The sequence below is a fragment of the Serratia sp. AS12 genome, from assembly GCF_000214195.1.
Classification (GTDB): Bacteria; Pseudomonadota; Gammaproteobacteria; order Enterobacterales; family Enterobacteriaceae; genus Serratia; species Serratia plymuthica.
The window spans coordinates 4,747,708-4,764,564 of sequence record NC_015566.1 but is presented as its reverse complement, the minus strand read 5'-3'; the positions used below and the strand labels follow the sequence as shown (position 1 = coordinate 4,764,564).

Annotated in this window: 14 protein-coding genes and 1 tRNA gene; 7 read left to right on the top strand and 8 right to left on the bottom strand. The window is 56.7% G+C overall.

What is annotated here, in order from left to right; genetic code table 11:
* Nucleotides 1-53: 53 nt before the first annotated feature.
* On the bottom strand, nucleotides 54-692 hold the full coding sequence (gene yfcF, locus SERAS12_RS22030) for a glutathione transferase (protein ID WP_013814638.1): 639 nt from the start codon (nucleotides 690-692) through the stop codon (nucleotides 54-56).
* Between the two features lie 171 nt (nucleotides 693-863).
* Between yfcF and SERAS12_RS22025 the strand changes: the two genes are divergently transcribed.
* Entirely contained in the window at nucleotides 864-1,580 is a 717-nt protein-coding gene (locus SERAS12_RS22025; protein WP_013814637.1) for an HPP family protein, read from the top strand.
* Nucleotides 1,581-2,006: 426 nt separating this feature from the next.
* On the opposite strand, the gene SERAS12_RS22020 is transcribed toward SERAS12_RS22025, so the two are convergent.
* A tRNA-Ile gene (locus SERAS12_RS22020) sits at nucleotides 2,007-2,083 on the bottom strand.
* 148 nt (nucleotides 2,084-2,231) lie between these two features.
* Between SERAS12_RS22020 and mug the strand changes: the two genes are divergently transcribed.
* Nucleotides 2,232-2,720: a G/U mismatch-specific DNA glycosylase gene (mug, locus tag SERAS12_RS22015; RefSeq protein WP_004948359.1), complete on the top strand. Its 489-nt coding sequence runs from the start codon at nucleotides 2,232-2,234 to the stop codon at nucleotides 2,718-2,720.
* 70 nt (nucleotides 2,721-2,790) lie between these two features.
* On the opposite strand, the gene rpoD is transcribed toward mug, so the two are convergent.
* From rpoD to rpsU, 3 genes are all read right to left on the bottom strand, one after another.
* The gene (gene rpoD, locus SERAS12_RS22010; RefSeq protein ID WP_006328195.1) at nucleotides 2,791-4,629 is read right to left on the bottom strand and encodes an RNA polymerase sigma factor RpoD; all 1,839 of its coding nucleotides are present in this window, start codon (nucleotides 4,627-4,629) and stop codon (nucleotides 2,791-2,793) included.
* Nucleotides 4,630-4,786: 157 nt separating this feature from the next.
* Nucleotides 4,787-6,535 carry a DNA primase gene (gene dnaG, locus SERAS12_RS22005; protein WP_006328193.1) on the bottom strand — a complete coding sequence of 583 codons (1,749 nt, stop codon included), beginning with the start codon at nucleotides 6,533-6,535 and terminating at the stop codon, nucleotides 4,787-4,789.
* A 136-nt stretch (nucleotides 6,536-6,671) separates the two neighbouring features.
* Entirely contained in the window at nucleotides 6,672-6,887 is a 216-nt protein-coding gene (gene rpsU, locus SERAS12_RS22000; protein ID WP_001144069.1) for a 30S ribosomal protein S21, read from the bottom strand.
* 326 nt (nucleotides 6,888-7,213) lie between these two features.
* On the opposite strand from rpsU, the gene tsaD reads away from it, so the two are divergent.
* Entirely contained in the window at nucleotides 7,214-8,227 is a 1,014-nt protein-coding gene (tsaD, locus tag SERAS12_RS21995) for a tRNA (adenosine(37)-N6)-threonylcarbamoyltransferase complex transferase subunit TsaD (protein WP_013814636.1), read from the top strand.
* 34 nt (nucleotides 8,228-8,261) lie between these two features.
* Here the strand turns inward: tsaD and plsY are convergent, their stop codons facing one another.
* On the bottom strand, nucleotides 8,262-8,900 hold the full coding sequence (gene plsY / locus SERAS12_RS21990) for a glycerol-3-phosphate 1-O-acyltransferase PlsY (RefSeq protein ID WP_041416403.1): 639 nt from the start codon (nucleotides 8,898-8,900) through the stop codon (nucleotides 8,262-8,264).
* Between the two features lie 107 nt (nucleotides 8,901-9,007).
* Here plsY and folB point away from each other — a divergent pair, with 107 nt between their 5' ends.
* The gene (gene folB, locus SERAS12_RS21985) at nucleotides 9,008-9,367 is read left to right on the top strand and encodes a bifunctional dihydroneopterin aldolase/7,8-dihydroneopterin epimerase (RefSeq protein ID WP_006320572.1); all 360 of its coding nucleotides are present in this window, start codon (nucleotides 9,008-9,010) and stop codon (nucleotides 9,365-9,367) included.
* Between the two features lie 131 nt (nucleotides 9,368-9,498).
* The gene (bacA, locus tag SERAS12_RS21980; RefSeq protein WP_004948342.1) at nucleotides 9,499-10,323 is read left to right on the top strand and encodes an undecaprenyl-diphosphate phosphatase; all 825 of its coding nucleotides are present in this window, start codon (nucleotides 9,499-9,501) and stop codon (nucleotides 10,321-10,323) included.
* Between the two features lie 42 nt (nucleotides 10,324-10,365).
* Here bacA and SERAS12_RS21975 read toward each other — a convergent pair whose 3' ends face one another.
* Together SERAS12_RS21975 and SERAS12_RS21970 are read right to left on the bottom strand one after the other, a co-directional pair.
* Nucleotides 10,366-11,610, bottom strand: coding sequence for a multifunctional CCA addition/repair protein (locus tag SERAS12_RS21975; RefSeq protein WP_013814634.1), 1,245 nt, complete (start codon nucleotides 11,608-11,610; stop codon nucleotides 10,366-10,368).
* 121 nt (nucleotides 11,611-11,731) lie between these two features.
* Entirely contained in the window at nucleotides 11,732-12,352 is a 621-nt protein-coding gene (locus SERAS12_RS21970) for a TIGR04211 family SH3 domain-containing protein (RefSeq protein WP_013814633.1), read from the bottom strand.
* Nucleotides 12,353-12,631: 279 nt separating this feature from the next.
* On the opposite strand from SERAS12_RS21970, the gene SERAS12_RS21965 reads away from it, so the two are divergent.
* Together SERAS12_RS21965 and glnE are read left to right on the top strand one after the other, a co-directional pair.
* Nucleotides 12,632-13,939, top strand: a complete 1,308-nt coding sequence (locus tag SERAS12_RS21965) for an inorganic triphosphatase (RefSeq protein WP_013814632.1) — start codon at nucleotides 12,632-12,634, stop codon at nucleotides 13,937-13,939.
* A 45-nt stretch (nucleotides 13,940-13,984) separates the two neighbouring features.
* Entirely contained in the window at nucleotides 13,985-16,822 is a 2,838-nt protein-coding gene (gene glnE / locus SERAS12_RS21960) for a bifunctional [glutamate--ammonia ligase]-adenylyl-L-tyrosine phosphorylase/[glutamate--ammonia-ligase] adenylyltransferase (protein WP_013814631.1), read from the top strand.
* The last annotated feature ends 35 nt before the right edge of the window (nucleotides 16,823-16,857 follow it).

The following is a 16,857-nucleotide window of genomic DNA, read 5'->3' as shown; positions in this document are numbered from 1 at the left end:
GAAGTGATGTTGTTTCTCAGTTGAGAGCGGCGGCGTCGTGGCCGCCGATTTTTTTATTTTCCGTGCATTTGTTCCGGCAGCGCCAGCCAGGCCTGCACCGAAGGGCGTTGCCACTGTTTTTGCGCGTAGTGGCGAAGGTTCTCCGGCACGTCATCTCCGTTCATCACCAGCCGGTTCAGCATCAACGCCAGATCGGTATCGGCAATGCACCACTCCCTGAACAAATTATCCTGGCCGTGGCCCAGCAATTTTTCGACTGCGGCGATCAGCTTGTTGGCAGCGGCCTCGGCGGCGGCGGACAGGGGTGGGAATTTTTCGTTGCCGAATACCGCCTCGGTTGGCCGTTCGACGCGAATTGGCAACAGATCGCTGCGCAGCCAGGCTTGAATTTCGCGCGCTTTGGCGCGCAGCTTGACGTCGCGCGGATAGACCGCGTGAGCCGGATGGATATCTTCCAGATACTCGGTAATTGCCGAGGACTCGGACAGCTGGAACTCACCGATCACCAACGTAGGCACCCGACGGGTTAGCGACAGTGCCGCATAGGCAGCGCCTTTATTTTCTTCCTGCGCCAAATCGACCGGTTTCACGGTGAAGGGGATGCTTTTCTCCGTCAGCACAATAAATGCGGACATGGCATAAGGGCTGAAAAATTGGCTGTCGGTATAGAGCTCGGTAATCGGTTGAGGCATCGGCTTTTCCTCAAGGCTAAGGGGAGAACATTGATCATTACCGAGGGGGGGCGAAAAATCAATCTGTTAGCGGAAAGTTGTTGCCGGGTGCAGGCGGGGCTACGGTTATTCCGCCGGACATGATGTGATATATTTGTTGCTATTACGTTGAATTTGGCAGTGCGAAGTAACATGAAGAACCCGTTAGTAACAAGATTCAAGATTGGTTGCGCGCGCCTGTGGCCGCACCCGTTGGCCATGGGCAAAAAAGAGATTTTGCTTTCCAGCATCGGCGCCGGGCTGGGGTTGATGATTACCGGTTGGATCAGCCATTTTGTGTTGGGGGAGGTAAACCTGTGGTTTATCGCGCCGATGGGAGCCTCCGCCGTTTTGCTGTTTGGCGTACCGAACAGCCCGTTGGCGCAACCCTGGTCGATCGTGGGCGGCAATATGTCGGCTGCGCTGGTGGGGGTCAGCACCAGCCTGCTGATTGCCGATCCCGGGCTGGCTTGTGGCGTGGCGGCCGCAGTGGCCATTGGATTGATGTTCAAACTGCGTTGCCTGCATCCGCCCGGCGGCGCGGTGGCGCTGACCGCGATCCTCGGCGGGCCGGGCATTCACCAACTGGGTTACAGCTTTGTACTGTACCCGGTGCTGCTTAACTCGGTGTTGCTGGCGGTACTGGCGATTATCTTCAATAACCTGGCCGGGCGCCGTTACCCGCACCAACTGGCACCGGCCGAAGCCAAGCCCACTGGCCTGCCGATTGATGCGGTATCGATTACCCGGGCGGATCTGCATGAAGTGCTGATGCAGGGTGAGCTGTTTGACATCGACGAGGACGATTTGCAGGAAATCCTGCAACGAGCGGAGCAGGTCGCTCATCGGCGGCAGAACGGCGCAGCCTGATGATGTCGGCGAGCGACAAGACGGCACCGGTACACAAACCCACTGTTTTAACCATACAGAATCACAGAACGTCGATCTGTGTGGTGTTGATTATTGGTTGCTGAATCTGTCTTGTGTTTGTGACCTGAGTCACCCTATTACTTTGAGTGTAATTGGGATGACCTTAATGGAAAAGACACTAGATTTACCCGCTGACCGCGAAGGCTTGTGGCGCAAATTATGCCGGTATTGCCGCCGTGGGTATTTTACGTATACCCGTAGAAAGTCTTTGCGCTCGATGAGCCGGGAGCAACTGCATGACATCGGGCTACGGCGTTGCGACGTGCATCAGGAGGGGCGGGATTCGCTTTGGCAGCGTTGAGTGAGCGGAAACAAAAAACCACCTGCAGCGAGGTGGTTTGATGCGCTGTTATGTCAGCGAGAATTTGGTGGCCCCTACTGGACTTGAACCAGTGACCAAGCGATTATGAGTCGCGTGCTCTAACCAACTGAGCTAAGGGGCCAAGCGGCGAGATTATACGGTAATCCTCCGGTGCAGGTCTACTGTTTGACGCCTGTATGTTGTTTTTCTGCGCAGTTGTAGTCTGTTGTAATTGCTGGCGGATTTTGCGATAACCGATGTAAATCCCTTTTATCGGACCTCTCAGACCCATGAATCTTTTGGCGCCAAACTTGCGGGTGGTGTTTTGCGGCATCAATCCCGGCCTTTCCTCCGCCCATCAGGGCTATCCCTTTGCCAATGGCAGCAACCGTTTCTGGAAGGTGCTGCATCAGGCCGGTTTCACCCAGCGCCAACTGGCGCCGGAGCAGTGGCAGCAGTTGCAGGATACCGGCTGCGGCATCACCGCTTTGGTGGCGCGCCCGACGGTCGCGGCCAGCGAAGTGACGCGTGAAGAGTTGCGCAGCGGCGGTGAGGCGTTAAAAGACAAAATTCTGCAATTCCAGCCGCGTGCATTGGCGGTTCTGGGTAAGCAGGCGTTCAGCAGCGCCTTCGGGGTGAAAAATGCGCCCTGGGGGCGGCAGGAGATGACGATCGGCAAAACCGAGGTGTGGGTATTACCTAATCCCAGCGGGTTGAACCGTGCCACGCTGGAGCAGCTTACGGAGAGCTACCGCGAGCTGTTCCTGGCGCTGGAGTGATCCCCCAGGATTTCAGGCAATAAAAAACCCCGGCATGCCGGGGTTTTTTGTTTGCAGCTAACCGCTAGCCTTAGTCGTCCAGGAAGCTGCGCAGCACTTCGGAACGGCTTGGGTGACGCAGTTTACGCAGTGCTTTGGCTTCGATCTGACGAATACGCTCACGGGTAACGTCGAACTGTTTGCCCACTTCTTCCAGCGTGTGGTCAGTGTTCATATCGATGCCGAAACGCATGCGCAGCACTTTCGCTTCACGGGCGGTCAGGCCGGCCAATACGTCGTGCGTTGCAGAGCGCAGGCTTTCCGAGGTGGCAGAATCCAGCGGCAGTTCGAGGGTGGTATCCTCGATGAAATCGCCCAGATGTGAATCTTCATCATCACCAATTGGCGTTTCCATGGAGATCGGCTCTTTGGCGATCTTCAGCACTTTGCGGATTTTGTCTTCCGGCATCAGCATACGTTCAGCCAGCTCTTCCGGCGTCGGTTCGCGGCCCATCTCTTGCAGCATCTGGCGCGAAATACGGTTGAGTTTATTGATGGTCTCAATCATATGCACCGGAATACGGATGGTACGCGCCTGGTCGGCGATAGAGCGGGTGATGGCCTGACGGATCCACCAGGTGGCGTAAGTTGAGAACTTATAACCACGGCGGTATTCGAACTTGTCTACCGCTTTCATCAAACCGATGTTGCCTTCCTGGATCAGATCCAGGAACTGCAGACCGCGGTTGGTGTATTTCTTGGCGATCGAAATAACCAGACGCAAGTTGGCTTCAACCATCTCTTTCTTCGCTCGGCGGGCTTTCGCTTCACCGATAGACATGCGACGGTTGATGTCCTTCACCTGCTCGATGGTCAGGCCGGTCTCTTCTTCGATTTGACGCAGTTTCTGCAGGCTGCGCTGTACGTCGTCCGTTACGTCTTTCAGCTTTTCTGACCATGGCTTGGCCATCGCCAGCGCCGCTTCGAACCAGGAATTGCTGGTTTCGTTGCCGGCGAACAAAGTGACGAAGTTTTTCTTCGGCATTTTGCACTGTTCAACGCACAGCTTCATGATGATACGTTCCTGGGTACGAACGCGGTCCATCATGATGCGCATGCTGTTGACCAGGAAGTCGAACTGTTTTGGCACCAGGCGGAACTGCTTGAACACCTCAGACAGCTTCAGAATTTCTTCTGCTGCGCTGGCGTGGCTACGGCCGTTCTTTTTGATGACCAGACGGGTCGCTTCATACTGATCGCGCAGGTCGGTGAATTTCTGACGTGCCAGTTCCGGATCGATGCTGTTGTCGTCTTCAGCGTCGTCGTCTTCATCTTCGTCTTCTTCGTCGTCGTTCTGCTCTTCGGTCGACAGCTCAGAACCGACGTGCGTTGCGGTTGGGGCGATGTCCTCTTCCGCATTAGGATCGACGAAACCGGTGATCAGGTCGGACAGGCGAGCTTCGCCGGCTTCAACGCGATCGTACTGCTCCAGCAGATAGGTAATGGCTTCCGGGTATTCGGCAACCGAGCACTGAACCTGGTTGATACCGTCTTCAATACGCTTGGCGATGTCGATTTCGCCTTCGCGCGTCAGCAGTTCAACGGTACCCATTTCGCGCATGTACATGCGCACCGGGTCGGTGGTACGGCCAATTTCAGATTCAACGCTGGACAGGACTTGAGCGGCAGCTTCTTCCGCATCTTCGTCTGTGCTGTTGGAGTTTTCAGCCAGCAACAGGTCATCGGCGTCCGGGGCTTCTTCCATCACCTGGATGCCCATGTCGTTAATCATCTGGATGATGTCTTCGATCTGATCGGAGTCGACGATATCTTCCGGCAGATGGTCATTGACCTCAGCATAGGTCAGATAGCCTTGCTCCTTACCACGTTGGACAAGAAGTTTAAGCTGTGACTGCGGGTTTTGCTCCATAAGACGGTATCCACACTTCAGAGTATTTAGGTTGGTGTCGGTCGGCGAAACCGCCAACAATAGCATTTGGGGCGTTTTTGTTGTTGCCGCGGCCCACTGTGGCGGCATATTGCAGGGCTCTGCCCTCGCATTTATCGGCACTTAAGCCGTTTGGTATTCAGTTTTTCTTCGCTAAAACCTGATTGAGAGAACGGACTTCTTCACGTTCTTCCGGGCTCAGGCCGTGCGTTCTGGCCTGCGCAATCAATGTCTCCAGCCGCTGCTCCAGTACGGAGTCGTACAGGCTGGCCAAGGTATCCAAAAATGTCTGCTCGACCCTGTCCTCAACGATCATATGGTTCCATGTCGCCAAGGTTTCAAGCTGCTGGCTCAATTTGTTGTCGCGATACTGCTCCAGCAATTGGCCGGTTGTCAGCCCCGGTTGGGCCAGACAGGTCTGCACCAGCTCGACAAATAGCGGTAAACCCGCCTGTTTGGTCTGCTCCAATCCCTCGAGTGAAGGGATAAGTGTAGCCAGTTGCGGATTTTGTACCAGTAACCCTATTAGTATACGCATGGTTGTGCGTTTTAGCTGGGGCGCCTGATAAGTATTCGCATTTTCAGCCTGTTTGGGCATCAGCTTGTCGAGCTGGCTGTCATCGAGCAGGCCAAGCTTGCTGCCGAGCTGTTGGCGCAGGTACAAGCGCAACGTTTCGCCCGGCACCTGAGTAATCAGTGGCAGTGCCAGCGTGCTCAGTTTGGCGCGGCCGTCCGGGCTGCTCAAATCTACCTGTGGCATCAGCGTTTCGAACAGGAAAGTGGAAAGCGGCTGCGCCAGCTCCATTCGCTGCTCGAAGGCGTCTTTGCCTTCTTTTCGGACCAATGTGTCCGGGTCTTCGCCGTCGGGCAAAAACATAAACCGCAGTTGGCGCCCGTCGTTCAGATAGGGCAATGCGGTTTCCAATGCGCGCCAGGCCGCTTCGCGACCGGCTCTGTCACCGTCATAGCAGCAGACAACGTTATCGGTAGCGCGGAACAGCAGCTGAATATGTTCAGCCGTCGTTGAGGTTCCGAGCGAGGCGACGGCATAATCGATGCCGTATTGCGCCAGCGCCACCACGTCCATATAACCTTCCACTACCAGCAAACGTTGCGGGGTAGGGTGGTTCTGCTGCGCTTCATACAGGCCGTACAACTGACGACCCTTGTGGAATACTTCGGTTTCCGGCGAGTTCAGGTATTTCGGCATGCCGTCACCCAATACGCGTCCGCCAAAGGCGATCACTCGCCCGCGTTTGTCGCGAATAGGGAACATCACGCGCTCACGGAAACGATCGTACGAGCGGCCTTGATCGTTAGTCACCAGCATGCCGGCATCGTTCAATGCGAGACGGCTGTCGGCGTCACGACCAAAACGCTTCAATGCGTTATCCCAACCGGCAGGTGCAAAGCCGATGGCAAAATGGCGGATAACGTCGTCACTGAGCCCGCGCTGTTGCAGGTAATTGCGCGCCGGCGTGCCGGAAGGCTGATGCAGTGACTGTTGATAGAACGCACTGAGCTGTTCCATCAGTTGATACAGGCTTTGACGCTGATGACGTTCAATCTGGGTCGGCCCGGTTCCTGCCTCGTAAGGCACTTCCAGCCCGTGCATGGTCGCCAGCTCTTCGATGGTTTCGACAAACTCGAGTCTGTCGTAATTCATCAGAAAGTCGACGGCGTTACCGTGCGCACCACAACCAAAACAGTGGTAAAACTGCTTTTCGCCATTAACCGTAAATGAAGGCGTTTTTTCGTGGTGGAACGGACAGCACGCGTGATAGTTCTTGCCTTGCTTCTTGAGCTTTACACGCGCGTCGATCAGATCGACGATGTCGGTGCGAGCCAGCAAGTCATTGATAAATACACGCGGAATTCGTCCAGCCATAAGCCCTTACTTTACTAGCCTATAAACGAGAACAAGCCGCGCATTCCTTTCGGAAAGCACGGCCTTCGTATGCAACTACACGGTCTGCGCGATTTTTAAAATCAGAAATTCACGCGGCGGGGTTACCCCCGAAGAATTAATACAGACGAGTGCGGCGTGCGTTTTCGCGAGCCAGTTTCTTCGCGTGACGTTTCACAGCAGAAGCTTTAGCGCGTTTACGTTCGGTAGTCGGTTTTTCATAGAACTCACGACGACGAACTTCAGCTAAAACGCCTGCTTTCTCGCAAGAGCGTTTGAAACGACGCAGAGCAACGTCAAATGGCTCGTTTTCACGTACTTTAATTACCGGCATGTGCCTCTCACCTCAATAAAATTCGGTTTGCTGCTGGCCAAGCGCCAGCCTTTTCAAAATGGTGCGGAATTTTACTTCAACGGATGCTGCTTTGTAAAGCACCACAGCAAATTGAAACCTGCGCCGCCCTGGTAAAACGTGCGCAATTTTGCATCGGGCGCTGATTATAGTCTAATCAAAAAAAAATGCTCGTTTTTAATCAAACCGGCATTTATGGCTGGAATCATCGACATAGCTTCCGGCCAGCGACAAGATGTACCCTGCTGGCGGTAAATAGGCATGATTGTGGTAAACTGCAGGCCGCACGTGAATGATGGGAAAGGGTAATGCGAGTACTGGGTATAGAAACCTCCTGCGATGAAACCGGAATTGCAGTGTATGACGATCAGACCGGTTTATTAGCGAATCAGTTATACAGCCAGGTGAAGCTGCATGCCGATTACGGCGGTGTAGTGCCGGAGCTGGCCTCCCGCGATCACGTGCGTAAAACCGTGCCGTTGATTCAGGCGGCCTTGAAAGAAGCGAACCTGACTGCCGCCGATATCGACGGCGTCGCCTACACTGCCGGGCCAGGCCTGGTGGGGGCGTTGCTGGTCGGTGCCACCATTGGTCGCGCGCTGGCGTTTGCCTGGAACGTGCCTGCGGTGCCGGTGCACCACATGGAAGGCCACCTGTTGGCGCCGATGCTGGAAGACAATCCGCCGGCATTCCCGTTTGTCGCGCTGCTGGTTTCCGGCGGCCACACGCAGTTGATCAGCGTGACCGGCATTGGGCAGTATGAACTGCTGGGCGAGTCGATAGACGATGCGGCCGGTGAAGCCTTCGATAAAACCGCCAAGCTGCTTGGGCTGGATTACCCTGGTGGGCCAATGCTGTCGAAGATGGCGCAACAAGGTGTGGCGGGCCGTTTCACCTTCCCGCGTCCGATGACCGATCGTCCGGGGCTGGATTTCAGTTTCTCCGGGCTGAAGACGTTTGCCGCCAACACCATCCGCTCTAACGGCAATGATGATCAGACGCGTGCAGACATAGCTCGCGCGTTCGAAGATGCGGTGGTGGATACGCTGGCGATAAAATGCAAACGTGCGCTGGAGCAGACTGGCTTCAAACGCCTGGTGATGGCCGGCGGCGTCAGCGCCAACCGCACTCTGCGCACCAAAATGGCGGAAATGATGCATAAACGCGGTGGTGAGGTGTTCTACGCCCGTCCGGAATTCTGTACCGATAACGGCGCGATGATCGCCTACGCGGGTCTGGTGCGGTTGAAGAGCGGTGCCAACCCGGAACTGAGCGTTTCGGTGCGTCCGCGCTGGCCGTTGGCAGAATTGCCTGCGGTATGATAGACATAAGGCCGGAAATTTCCGGCCTTTTACTTCACGATTCTTTCTTTTCTTCCTGATCCGCCGCATCCGCTTTTTTCTTGCGGAACTTGTCCCAGATTTTCCCTTCCTGCCCACGCCACAGGCGTTGGATGTTGTCATGGTGCCGCATTAAAATCAGGCAAGACAGCATCGCTACCGGGAAGGTGAACTGCGGTTTGAACCACCAAACGTAAAACGGGGCAATCAAGGCGCTGATAATTGCGCCCAGCGAGGAGTAACCGCTAAGCAGCACGGTCAGCAGCCAGGTGCCGGTCATCAGGCCGGTAAGATCCCACCCGATCGGCGCGATGGCGCCAAAGGCCGTCGCCACGCCTTTACCGCCGCGGAAATGGAAGAATACCGGATAGATATGCCCCAGGCAGGCGGCGATCGCCGTCAGGCCCAGATACAGCGGCGGTATTTCAAGCTTGTACGCCAGCCAAACCGGCAGCATTCCCTTGAGAATATCGAACACCAGCACCGCTGCCGCCGCCAGGCGACCGCCGATGCGCAGGACGTTGGTGGCCCCTGGATTCCCTGAGCCATGTTCACGCGGATCGGGCAGCCTGGCGATCCGACAAACCAGGATCGCACTGGAAACTGAGCCACACAGATACGCGAAGATAATCATGCCAAGCGCGGTAGCACTCATAACGCGGTTCCGTTTAATAATGGTCGTTTTACTAGCAACATCTATGGATAATACGCATATTCCGCTGGAAGTGGTATCCGGCAAGGCCAAAAACAGAGAATGACGTGATGGATATCGTATTTATTGAAGAGCTTACCGTTATTACTACCATTGGCGTTTATGATTGGGAACAAAACATTCGCCAGAAGCTGGTGTTCGATATCGAAATGGGCTGGGACAACCGCCAGGCCGCTGCCAGCGATGATGTGAACGACTGCCTGAGCTATGCCGATATCAGCGAAGCCATCATCCAGCACGTGGAGCCGAATCGTTTTGCGTTAGTTGAGCGGGTGGCAGAGGAAATATCTGAAATTTTACTCCAGCGCTTCAATTCCCCGTGGGTCCGTATTAAGGTCAGCAAACCGGGCGCAGTTGCACACGCCAGCCGGGTTGGGGTCATTATTGAGCGTGGTACCCGGCCGGTGTGACTTCCTGTCATACGCGTGCAACTAAAGACCGTTAACCTGGTCTGAACCTGAGAATTGTTTTAGCGGCAATGTATTGAGCACTGCCGCTTTTTTATGTTGGTAGTCGCAAATTTATAGGGTGAGCGAAACACATGGCGGACATGCATTCACTGTTTATCGCGTTTGTTCTTGGGGTGGTCGAAGGGTTAACTGAATTCTTGCCGGTATCCTCTACCGGGCACATGATCATTGTGGGCGAGTGGCTGGGCTTTACCGGCGACAAGGCCAAAACCTTTGAAGTCATTATTCAGTTGGGATCGATTCTGGCGGTGGTGGTGATGTTCTGGCGCCGTCTGTTCGGCCTGATCGGCATTCACTTTGGCGGTAAGCCGGTTGAGCACGAAGGCAAGACCGCAGGGCGGTTAAAACTGGGCCATATCCTGCTGGCGATGATCCCGGCGGTGGTGCTGGGGCTGTTACTCCATGATTTCATCAAGTCGCTGTTCGCACCAAAGAACGTGATGTATGCGCTGGTGGTCGGTGGTTTCCTGCTGCTGGCAGCGGAATGGCTGAAGCCGAAAAAACCGAGTGCGGAAGGGCTGGATGACATCACTTACCGTCAGGCGTTTATGATTGGCTGTTTCCAGTGCCTGGCGCTGTGGCCGGGCTTCTCCCGTTCCGGCTCCACCATTGCCGGCGGCATGTTGGTGGGCGTGAACCGTTATGCGGCTTCTGAGTTCTCGTTCATTCTTGCGGTGCCGATGATGATTGGTGCCAGCGGCCTGGACCTGTACAAGAGTCTGCATTTCCTGACGATGGGCGATCTGCCGATGTTCGCCGTCGGCTTTGCGACCGCTTTCGTGGTGGCGCTGATTGCGATTAAGACCTTCCTGTCGCTGATTAAGCGCATCTCGTTTGTGCCGTTCGCCATCTACCGCTTTATCGTTGCCGCCGTGGTTTACATGGTCTTCATGTAAGCGGCAGCGTCAATAAAAAACCCCCCCCTCTGCGGGGTTTTTTTATGCCTGATCGAGAGGGATATCCTGGGTGAGTTTCCAGTCGGCCAGTACCTGCTGGCGACGGCGTTTTAGTTCATCGCGGATCGCCAGTCCCTGCAGGCCGCTGGCGACCACCTCTTTTACCGAGACAGCATTTGCTACCAGGAAAGCCTGGCGCAAATAGTCGCCCTGTGGGTAGGGATTGTTTTCAAAGCCGGTACGGCCGCGCGCGTCCGCCTCGCTGGTCAGGATCATCTGTTCCAGCCGCTGTGGTTTACGCCAGACGTCTATCGCATCGAAAAGCTTCAGCAGAGTCTCCGGACGCAGCTTGTTTACGGTATGAATCAGGTCATGGTATTCAGCCACCAGCTTGGCCAAATCGCGTACCGGGTTGGGCACCCGTAAACGTTGGCACAATTCTTCGACCAGCTTAACGCCGGTCAGGCCGTGACCGTGATGGTGCGGCCAGAGTTCTTGTGGCGTCAGCCCTTTACCGAGATCGTGGCACAGTGCCGCGAAGCGTACGTCGACGTCAGGGCTGAGCTGGGCGGCAATAGCCAGCGTCATCAGGGTATGAATGCCGGTGTCGATCTCCGGGTGCCACTTGGCCGGGGCCGGCACGCCGAACAGGGCGTCAATCTCGGGGAACAGTATCGCCAGCGCATCGCAGTCACGCAGGACCTGGAAATACACTTGCGGACTCTGGCTTTGCAGCGCTTTTTCCGTTTCCTTCCATACCCGTTCGGCGGTCAGCGTCGCTAATTCACCGCTGTGGGCCATTTGGCGCATCAGCTCAGTGGTTTCCGGGGCTATGGTAAAGCCCAGATGAGCAAAGCGGGCGGCAAAACGGGCCACGCGCAACACGCGCAACGGATCTTCACCAAAGGCATCCGAAACGTGGCGCAGCACGCGCGCTTGCAAGTCGGCCACGCCGTGGAAAGGGTCTATCAGCTCACCGTCGCTGCCGCGAGCGATGGCGTTGATGGTCAAATCGCGGCGCTGCAAATCTTCTTCCAGCGTCACATCCGGCGCGGCGTAGCAGGTAAAGCCGGTATACCCCTGGCCGGATTTACGCTCGGTGCGCGCGAGCGCATATTCTTCATGGGTCTCAGGGTTGAGAAACACCGGGAAGTCTTTACCGACCTGTTGATACCCCTGCGCCAGCAGTTCTGAAGGCGCAGCGCCCACCACCACCCAGTCACGGTCGAAAACCGGTATCTCAAGTAAACTGTCGCGGACAGCGCCGCCGACCAGGTAGATCTTCACTATTATGCTCCTGCATGATTCTGGGACTCTGTTGACCAGATTACCTTAATTAGCCGGGCCGTGCCGAAGCCAATAAAAAAGGCGCCCGCAGGCGCCAATCTCAAACTGAACGATACTGAAATCAGTTCATCCAGCGATTGCTGTTCTTGCGACGCGGGATCAGGTGCGGCAACAGCAGGCCGAGCAGCAGGCCAACGCCGGCGACGCCGCCGCCGTACATGAACCACTGCAGAATAATGGTGCGCTGTTTGTCGTCGAGCTGCAGGTTAACCGCGTTAACCTTCTTCTGGGCTACGACCAGCTGGTTTTTCAGATCTTGATTTTCCTGCTGCAGGCCGCTGATGGTGCCGTCGCTTGCAGCCACTTTTTGCTGCATTTCCGCCGTGCGCTGGTTCCAGCTGTTGTCGATATTGGCCAGCTTGTCGGTCAGGGTTTTCACCTGTTGTTCCAGCGCAGGTACGCGAATGCGCAGGCTTGGCGTCTGGCTGAGCTGATCGAGCGGGATCCAGATATTGCGGCCTTTAGGATCGCGGATTTGGCCATAATTGGTGCTTTCATTTACGCTCAGCAGGGCGACTTCTTCACCGGCGTTCAGAGTACCGACAATACGGTACTGATTACCTGGGCCGCTGTGGACGTAAGTACTTAATTCATCGGAGATATAGCGCTTATCTTCGGCATGTGCGCCCCAAGTGATGCTGAAGCTCAGCACGGCAAGGCAAATTAGGCGTAATTTCTGCATTAGTTCATCGTTTCTGTGTGAATTTATGGAACGATAGTAGAGCGTTCAGTCTGACGACGCAACGCAAAAACCGGAATGAGAACTATCTTACTGTGGCAGATTCTGTGAGTTGCGCAGCGTTTTATAACGTAACAGGTTTTTTCTGCAGTTAGCAGGGTTAAGGCGCCGGGAATCGCGGTAAGATAACGGCAACTGTGCGTCATCGGGCAGAGCGTGGCAGGCAGAGCTCGCCGCCGTGAAGGCTGACGCGAACGCGTAACTTATTGGTGTAAAAGACTTATGACCGTTGAAATAGAATTGAAATTTATTGCTACCCCGGATGCCGTCGCCGCGTTGCCGCAGCAACTGGTTGCCTGGCCGCATCAGCATTCGGCGCCGCAAAAGCTGACCAATATTTACTTTGAAACCGCCGACAATTTTTTGCGCAGCCATGATATGGGGCTGCGCATTCGCGGTTTTGACGACAGTTACGAAATGACCATCAAAACCGCCGGTAAGGTGGTGGCGGGTTTGCATCAGCGTCCTGAATACAACGTGGCGATCGCCAAGCCCGAGCTGGCGCTGGATTTGTTCCCGGCGGATATCTGGCCGCAAGGCTGCGACATCCAGGCGCTGCAGCAGCAATTGCAACCGCTGTTCCGCACCGATTTCGTCCGTGAGAAGTGGGTGGTCACTTACGGTAAGAGCGAGATTGAGGTTGGTCTGGACCAGGGTGAGGTGAGCGCGGGTGAACTGAACGAAGCGCTGTGCGAGATCGAGCTGGAGCTTAAAGAAGGCAACACCGCCGATTTGCTGGCGTTGGCTAACGCGCTGGCAGAACACGGCGGCCTGCGTCAGGGCAGCCTGAGCAAGGCGGCGCGTGGTTATCATTTGGCGCAGGGCAACCTCCCGCGCGAGCGCCACCCGCTGGCGGTATTGAAGCCGGCAGCCAAGTCCAGCGTTGAGCAGGGGATGGTTGCCAGCTTTGAACTGGGGCTGAGCCATTGGCAGTATCACGAAGAACTGTGGTTACGCGGTGATAACCAGGCTCGTCGTTCGGTGATGGAGGCGATTGCTCTGATCCGCCAGGCTCTGGTTATCTTCGGCGGCCTGGTGCCGCGCAAGGCCAGCGCCGATCTGCGCGCCCGGCTAACTGCCCTGGAGCCGCTGCTGGTTGATAAGACCACCAAACCGCAGGTGCTGTGCTACAGCGCGGAATATCTGCAATGTAAGTTGGCGCTCACATCGTGGCTGGTGACCGGCGCCTGGCGGCCATTTATCGACGCAAAAGCGCAGACCAAGCTGGACGGTTCCTTCAAACGTTTCAGCGACATTATGTTGGGGCGCAGCGCCGCCGAGCTGAAAGAAGCCTTCACCCGCACGTTGAATGACGACGAGTATGAAGAACAGCTGCCGCGTCTGACGCGCCAGGTCTCTGCGTTTATTCTGCTGTCGGGCGCGTATCCGGACGACGAAACCGGCCCGTATATCGAAAGCTGGCGCGAGCTGCAGCTGGCGGTGGCTGAACGGCGTCAGGGCTGGTACGAAGCTACCCGCAAACAGGCCTTATCGCATGCGCCATTCTGGTTAAACGGCGCGCTCCGCTAATCAAGCCGGCCTGCGAGGCGCAGGCCGCAGGACGGATCATTCACTATGTTGCCACTCTCATGCGCGTTACAGGCTCAGGCACAGAACATCGTGCAGCGTTTTCAGGAAACTCAGGGCGCGGATTGCGCGCTCAGCAGTCAGGAACAATGGGTTTTAGCGTCAAGTGACTTTGTCAGCGACATGTTGCTCAACCAGCCAGCATGGCTGGAGACGCTGCGTAAGCAACCGCCGGTGGCGGATGAGTGGCAACACTATGCCGCTTGGTTGCAGGACTCTCTGGAAGAGGTGCGTGACGAAGCGCAACTGATGCGTGTGCTGCGTCTGTTCCGCCGCGAGACGCTGGTGAGGATCGCCTGGGCGCAGGCGCTGAACCTGTGCAGTACGGAAGAAACGCTGCTGCAACTGAGTGGGCTGGCGGAAACGCTGATCGTCAGCGCCCGTGATTGGCTGTACCAAACCTGTTGCCGCGAGTGGGGCACGCCTTGCAACGCGCAGGGCGTTCCGCAGCCGCTGCTGATCCTCGGCATGGGGAAATTGGGCGGTGGTGAACTGAACTTCTCGTCCGATATCGATCTGATCTTCGCCTACCCGGAAAACGGCCAGACCCAGGGCGGGCGGCGTGAGCTGGATAACGCCCAGTTCTTCACCCGTCTGGGGCAGCGGCTGATCAAAGCGCTGGACCAGCAAACCATTGACGGCTTTGTCTATCGCGTGGACATGCGGCTGCGGCCTTTTGGCGACAGCGGCCCGCTGGTGATGAGTTTTGCCGCGCTGGAAGATTATTATCAGGAGCAGGGCCGTGACTGGGAACGTTACGCCATGGTAAAGGCGCGGCTGATGGGCGGGTCTGAAGACGCTTACAGCCAGGAGTTGCGCAAAACCCTGCGGCCGTTCGTGTTCCGTCGTTATATCGATTTCAGCGTGATCCAGTCGCTGCGCAACATGAAAGGTATGATCGCACGTGAAGTGCGTCGGCGGGGTTTGAAAGACAACATCAAACTGGGCGCCGGCGGCATTCGCGAAATTGAATTTATCACCCAGGTGTTCCAGCTGATCCGCGGCGGGCGCGAGCCGATGCTGCAAGGGCGTTCGCTGCTGCCGACATTGCAAGCGGTGGGTGAACTGGGGCTGCTGGAGCCGCAACAGGCGAAGGCGCTGAGCACCAGCTATCTGTTCCTGCGCCGGCTGGAAAACCTGCTGCAGGCGATTGCCGATCAACAGACCCAAACGCTGCCGCAGGATGAGCTCGATCAGGCGCGTCTTGCCTGGGGCATGGGGTTCAGCGACTGGCCGGCGCTGCTGGCGGCGCTGGAAACCCACATGCAGGCAGTAAGGGCGGTATTTAACGACCTGATTGGCGATGATAGCCCCGATGTGGGCGAAGATCCCGACTATCAGCACTATCACAGTCTGTGGCAGGACGCGCTTGAAGAGAACGAACTGGCGCCGCTGACCCCGCATCTGGATGAAGAAGCGCGCAGGCAGGTGCTGCGTATCATTGCCGAATTCCGCCATGACGTAGACAAACGCACCATTGGCCCGCGCGGCCGCGACGTGCTCGATCAACTGATGCCGCGCTTGTTGGCCGAAGTGTGCCCGCGCCGGGATGCGCCGACTGCGCTGCTGCGTTTGACGCAACTGCTGCTGAGCATTGTGACCCGCACCACCTATCTTGAGCTGTTGGTGGAGTACCACGCGGCGCTCAGCCATTTGATTCGCCTGTGCGCCGCTTCGCCGATGGTCGCCAATCAGCTGTCTCGCTACCCGCTGCTGCTGGATGAGTTGCTGGATCCGGCGACGTTGTATCAGCCGGTGGCGCCGGACGCCTACCGCAGCGAGCTGCGCCAGTACCTGCTGCGGGTACCGGAAGACGACGAAGAACAAAAGCTGGAAGCGTTGCGCCAGTTCAAGCAGGCCCAGCAACTGCGTATCGCCGCCGGGGATATCTCCGGCGCGCTGCCGGTGATGAAAGTCAGCGATCACCTCACCTATCTGGCAGAGGCGATCATCGACGTGGTGGTGCAGCAGGCGTGGAGCGACATGGTGGCGCGCTACGGCCAGCCAACCCATTTGCAAGAGCGGGAAGGGCGTGGTTTTGCGGTGATTGGCTACGGCAAATTGGGCGGTTGGGAACTGGGCTACAGTTCCGATCTGGACCTGGTGTTTATCCTCGATTGCCCGCCGGACGTGATGACTGACGGCGAACGCTGCATTGATGGCCGCCAGTTCTATCTGCGTCTGGCGCAGCGGGTGATGCATTTGTTCAGCACTCGCACCTCGTCCGGTATTTTGTATGAGGTGGATGCCCGCCTGCGGCCTTCGGGCGCCGCCGGCATGCTGGTCAGCACCGTCGAGGCGTTTGCCGATTATCAACAGAACGAGGCCTGGACCTGGGAACATCAGGCGCTGGTGCGGGCGCGCATCGTGCACGGCGATCCGGCTTTGCATCAACAGTTTGACGTCATCCGCCGCGAGATCCTGTGCAAACCGCGCGATCCTGAAACCTTGCGGAAGGAGGTGCGCGAGATGCGCGAGAAAATGCGCAGTCACCTCGGCAGCAAGCAACGCGAACTGTTTGATATCAAAGCCGACGAGGGCGGCATCACCGATATCGAATTTATCGCCCAATATCTGGTCTTAGGCTATGCGGGCGCCGAGCCGCGCCTGACGCGCTGGTCGGATAACGTGCGCATTTTCGAGCTGATGGCCAATTACGACATCATGCCGGAAGAGGAAGCGCGCGCTCTGACCCAGGCTTATGTCACCATGCGCGATGAGATCCATCACCTGGCGTTGCAAGAGCATTCTAGCAAGGTCAGTAGTGAGCTGTTCGCCGCCGAACGTGAGCAGGTACGCGCCAGCTGGGCGAAATGGCTGGGCTGACAAGGCCGGTTGCGCAATACGTTTTGCAGGTATTA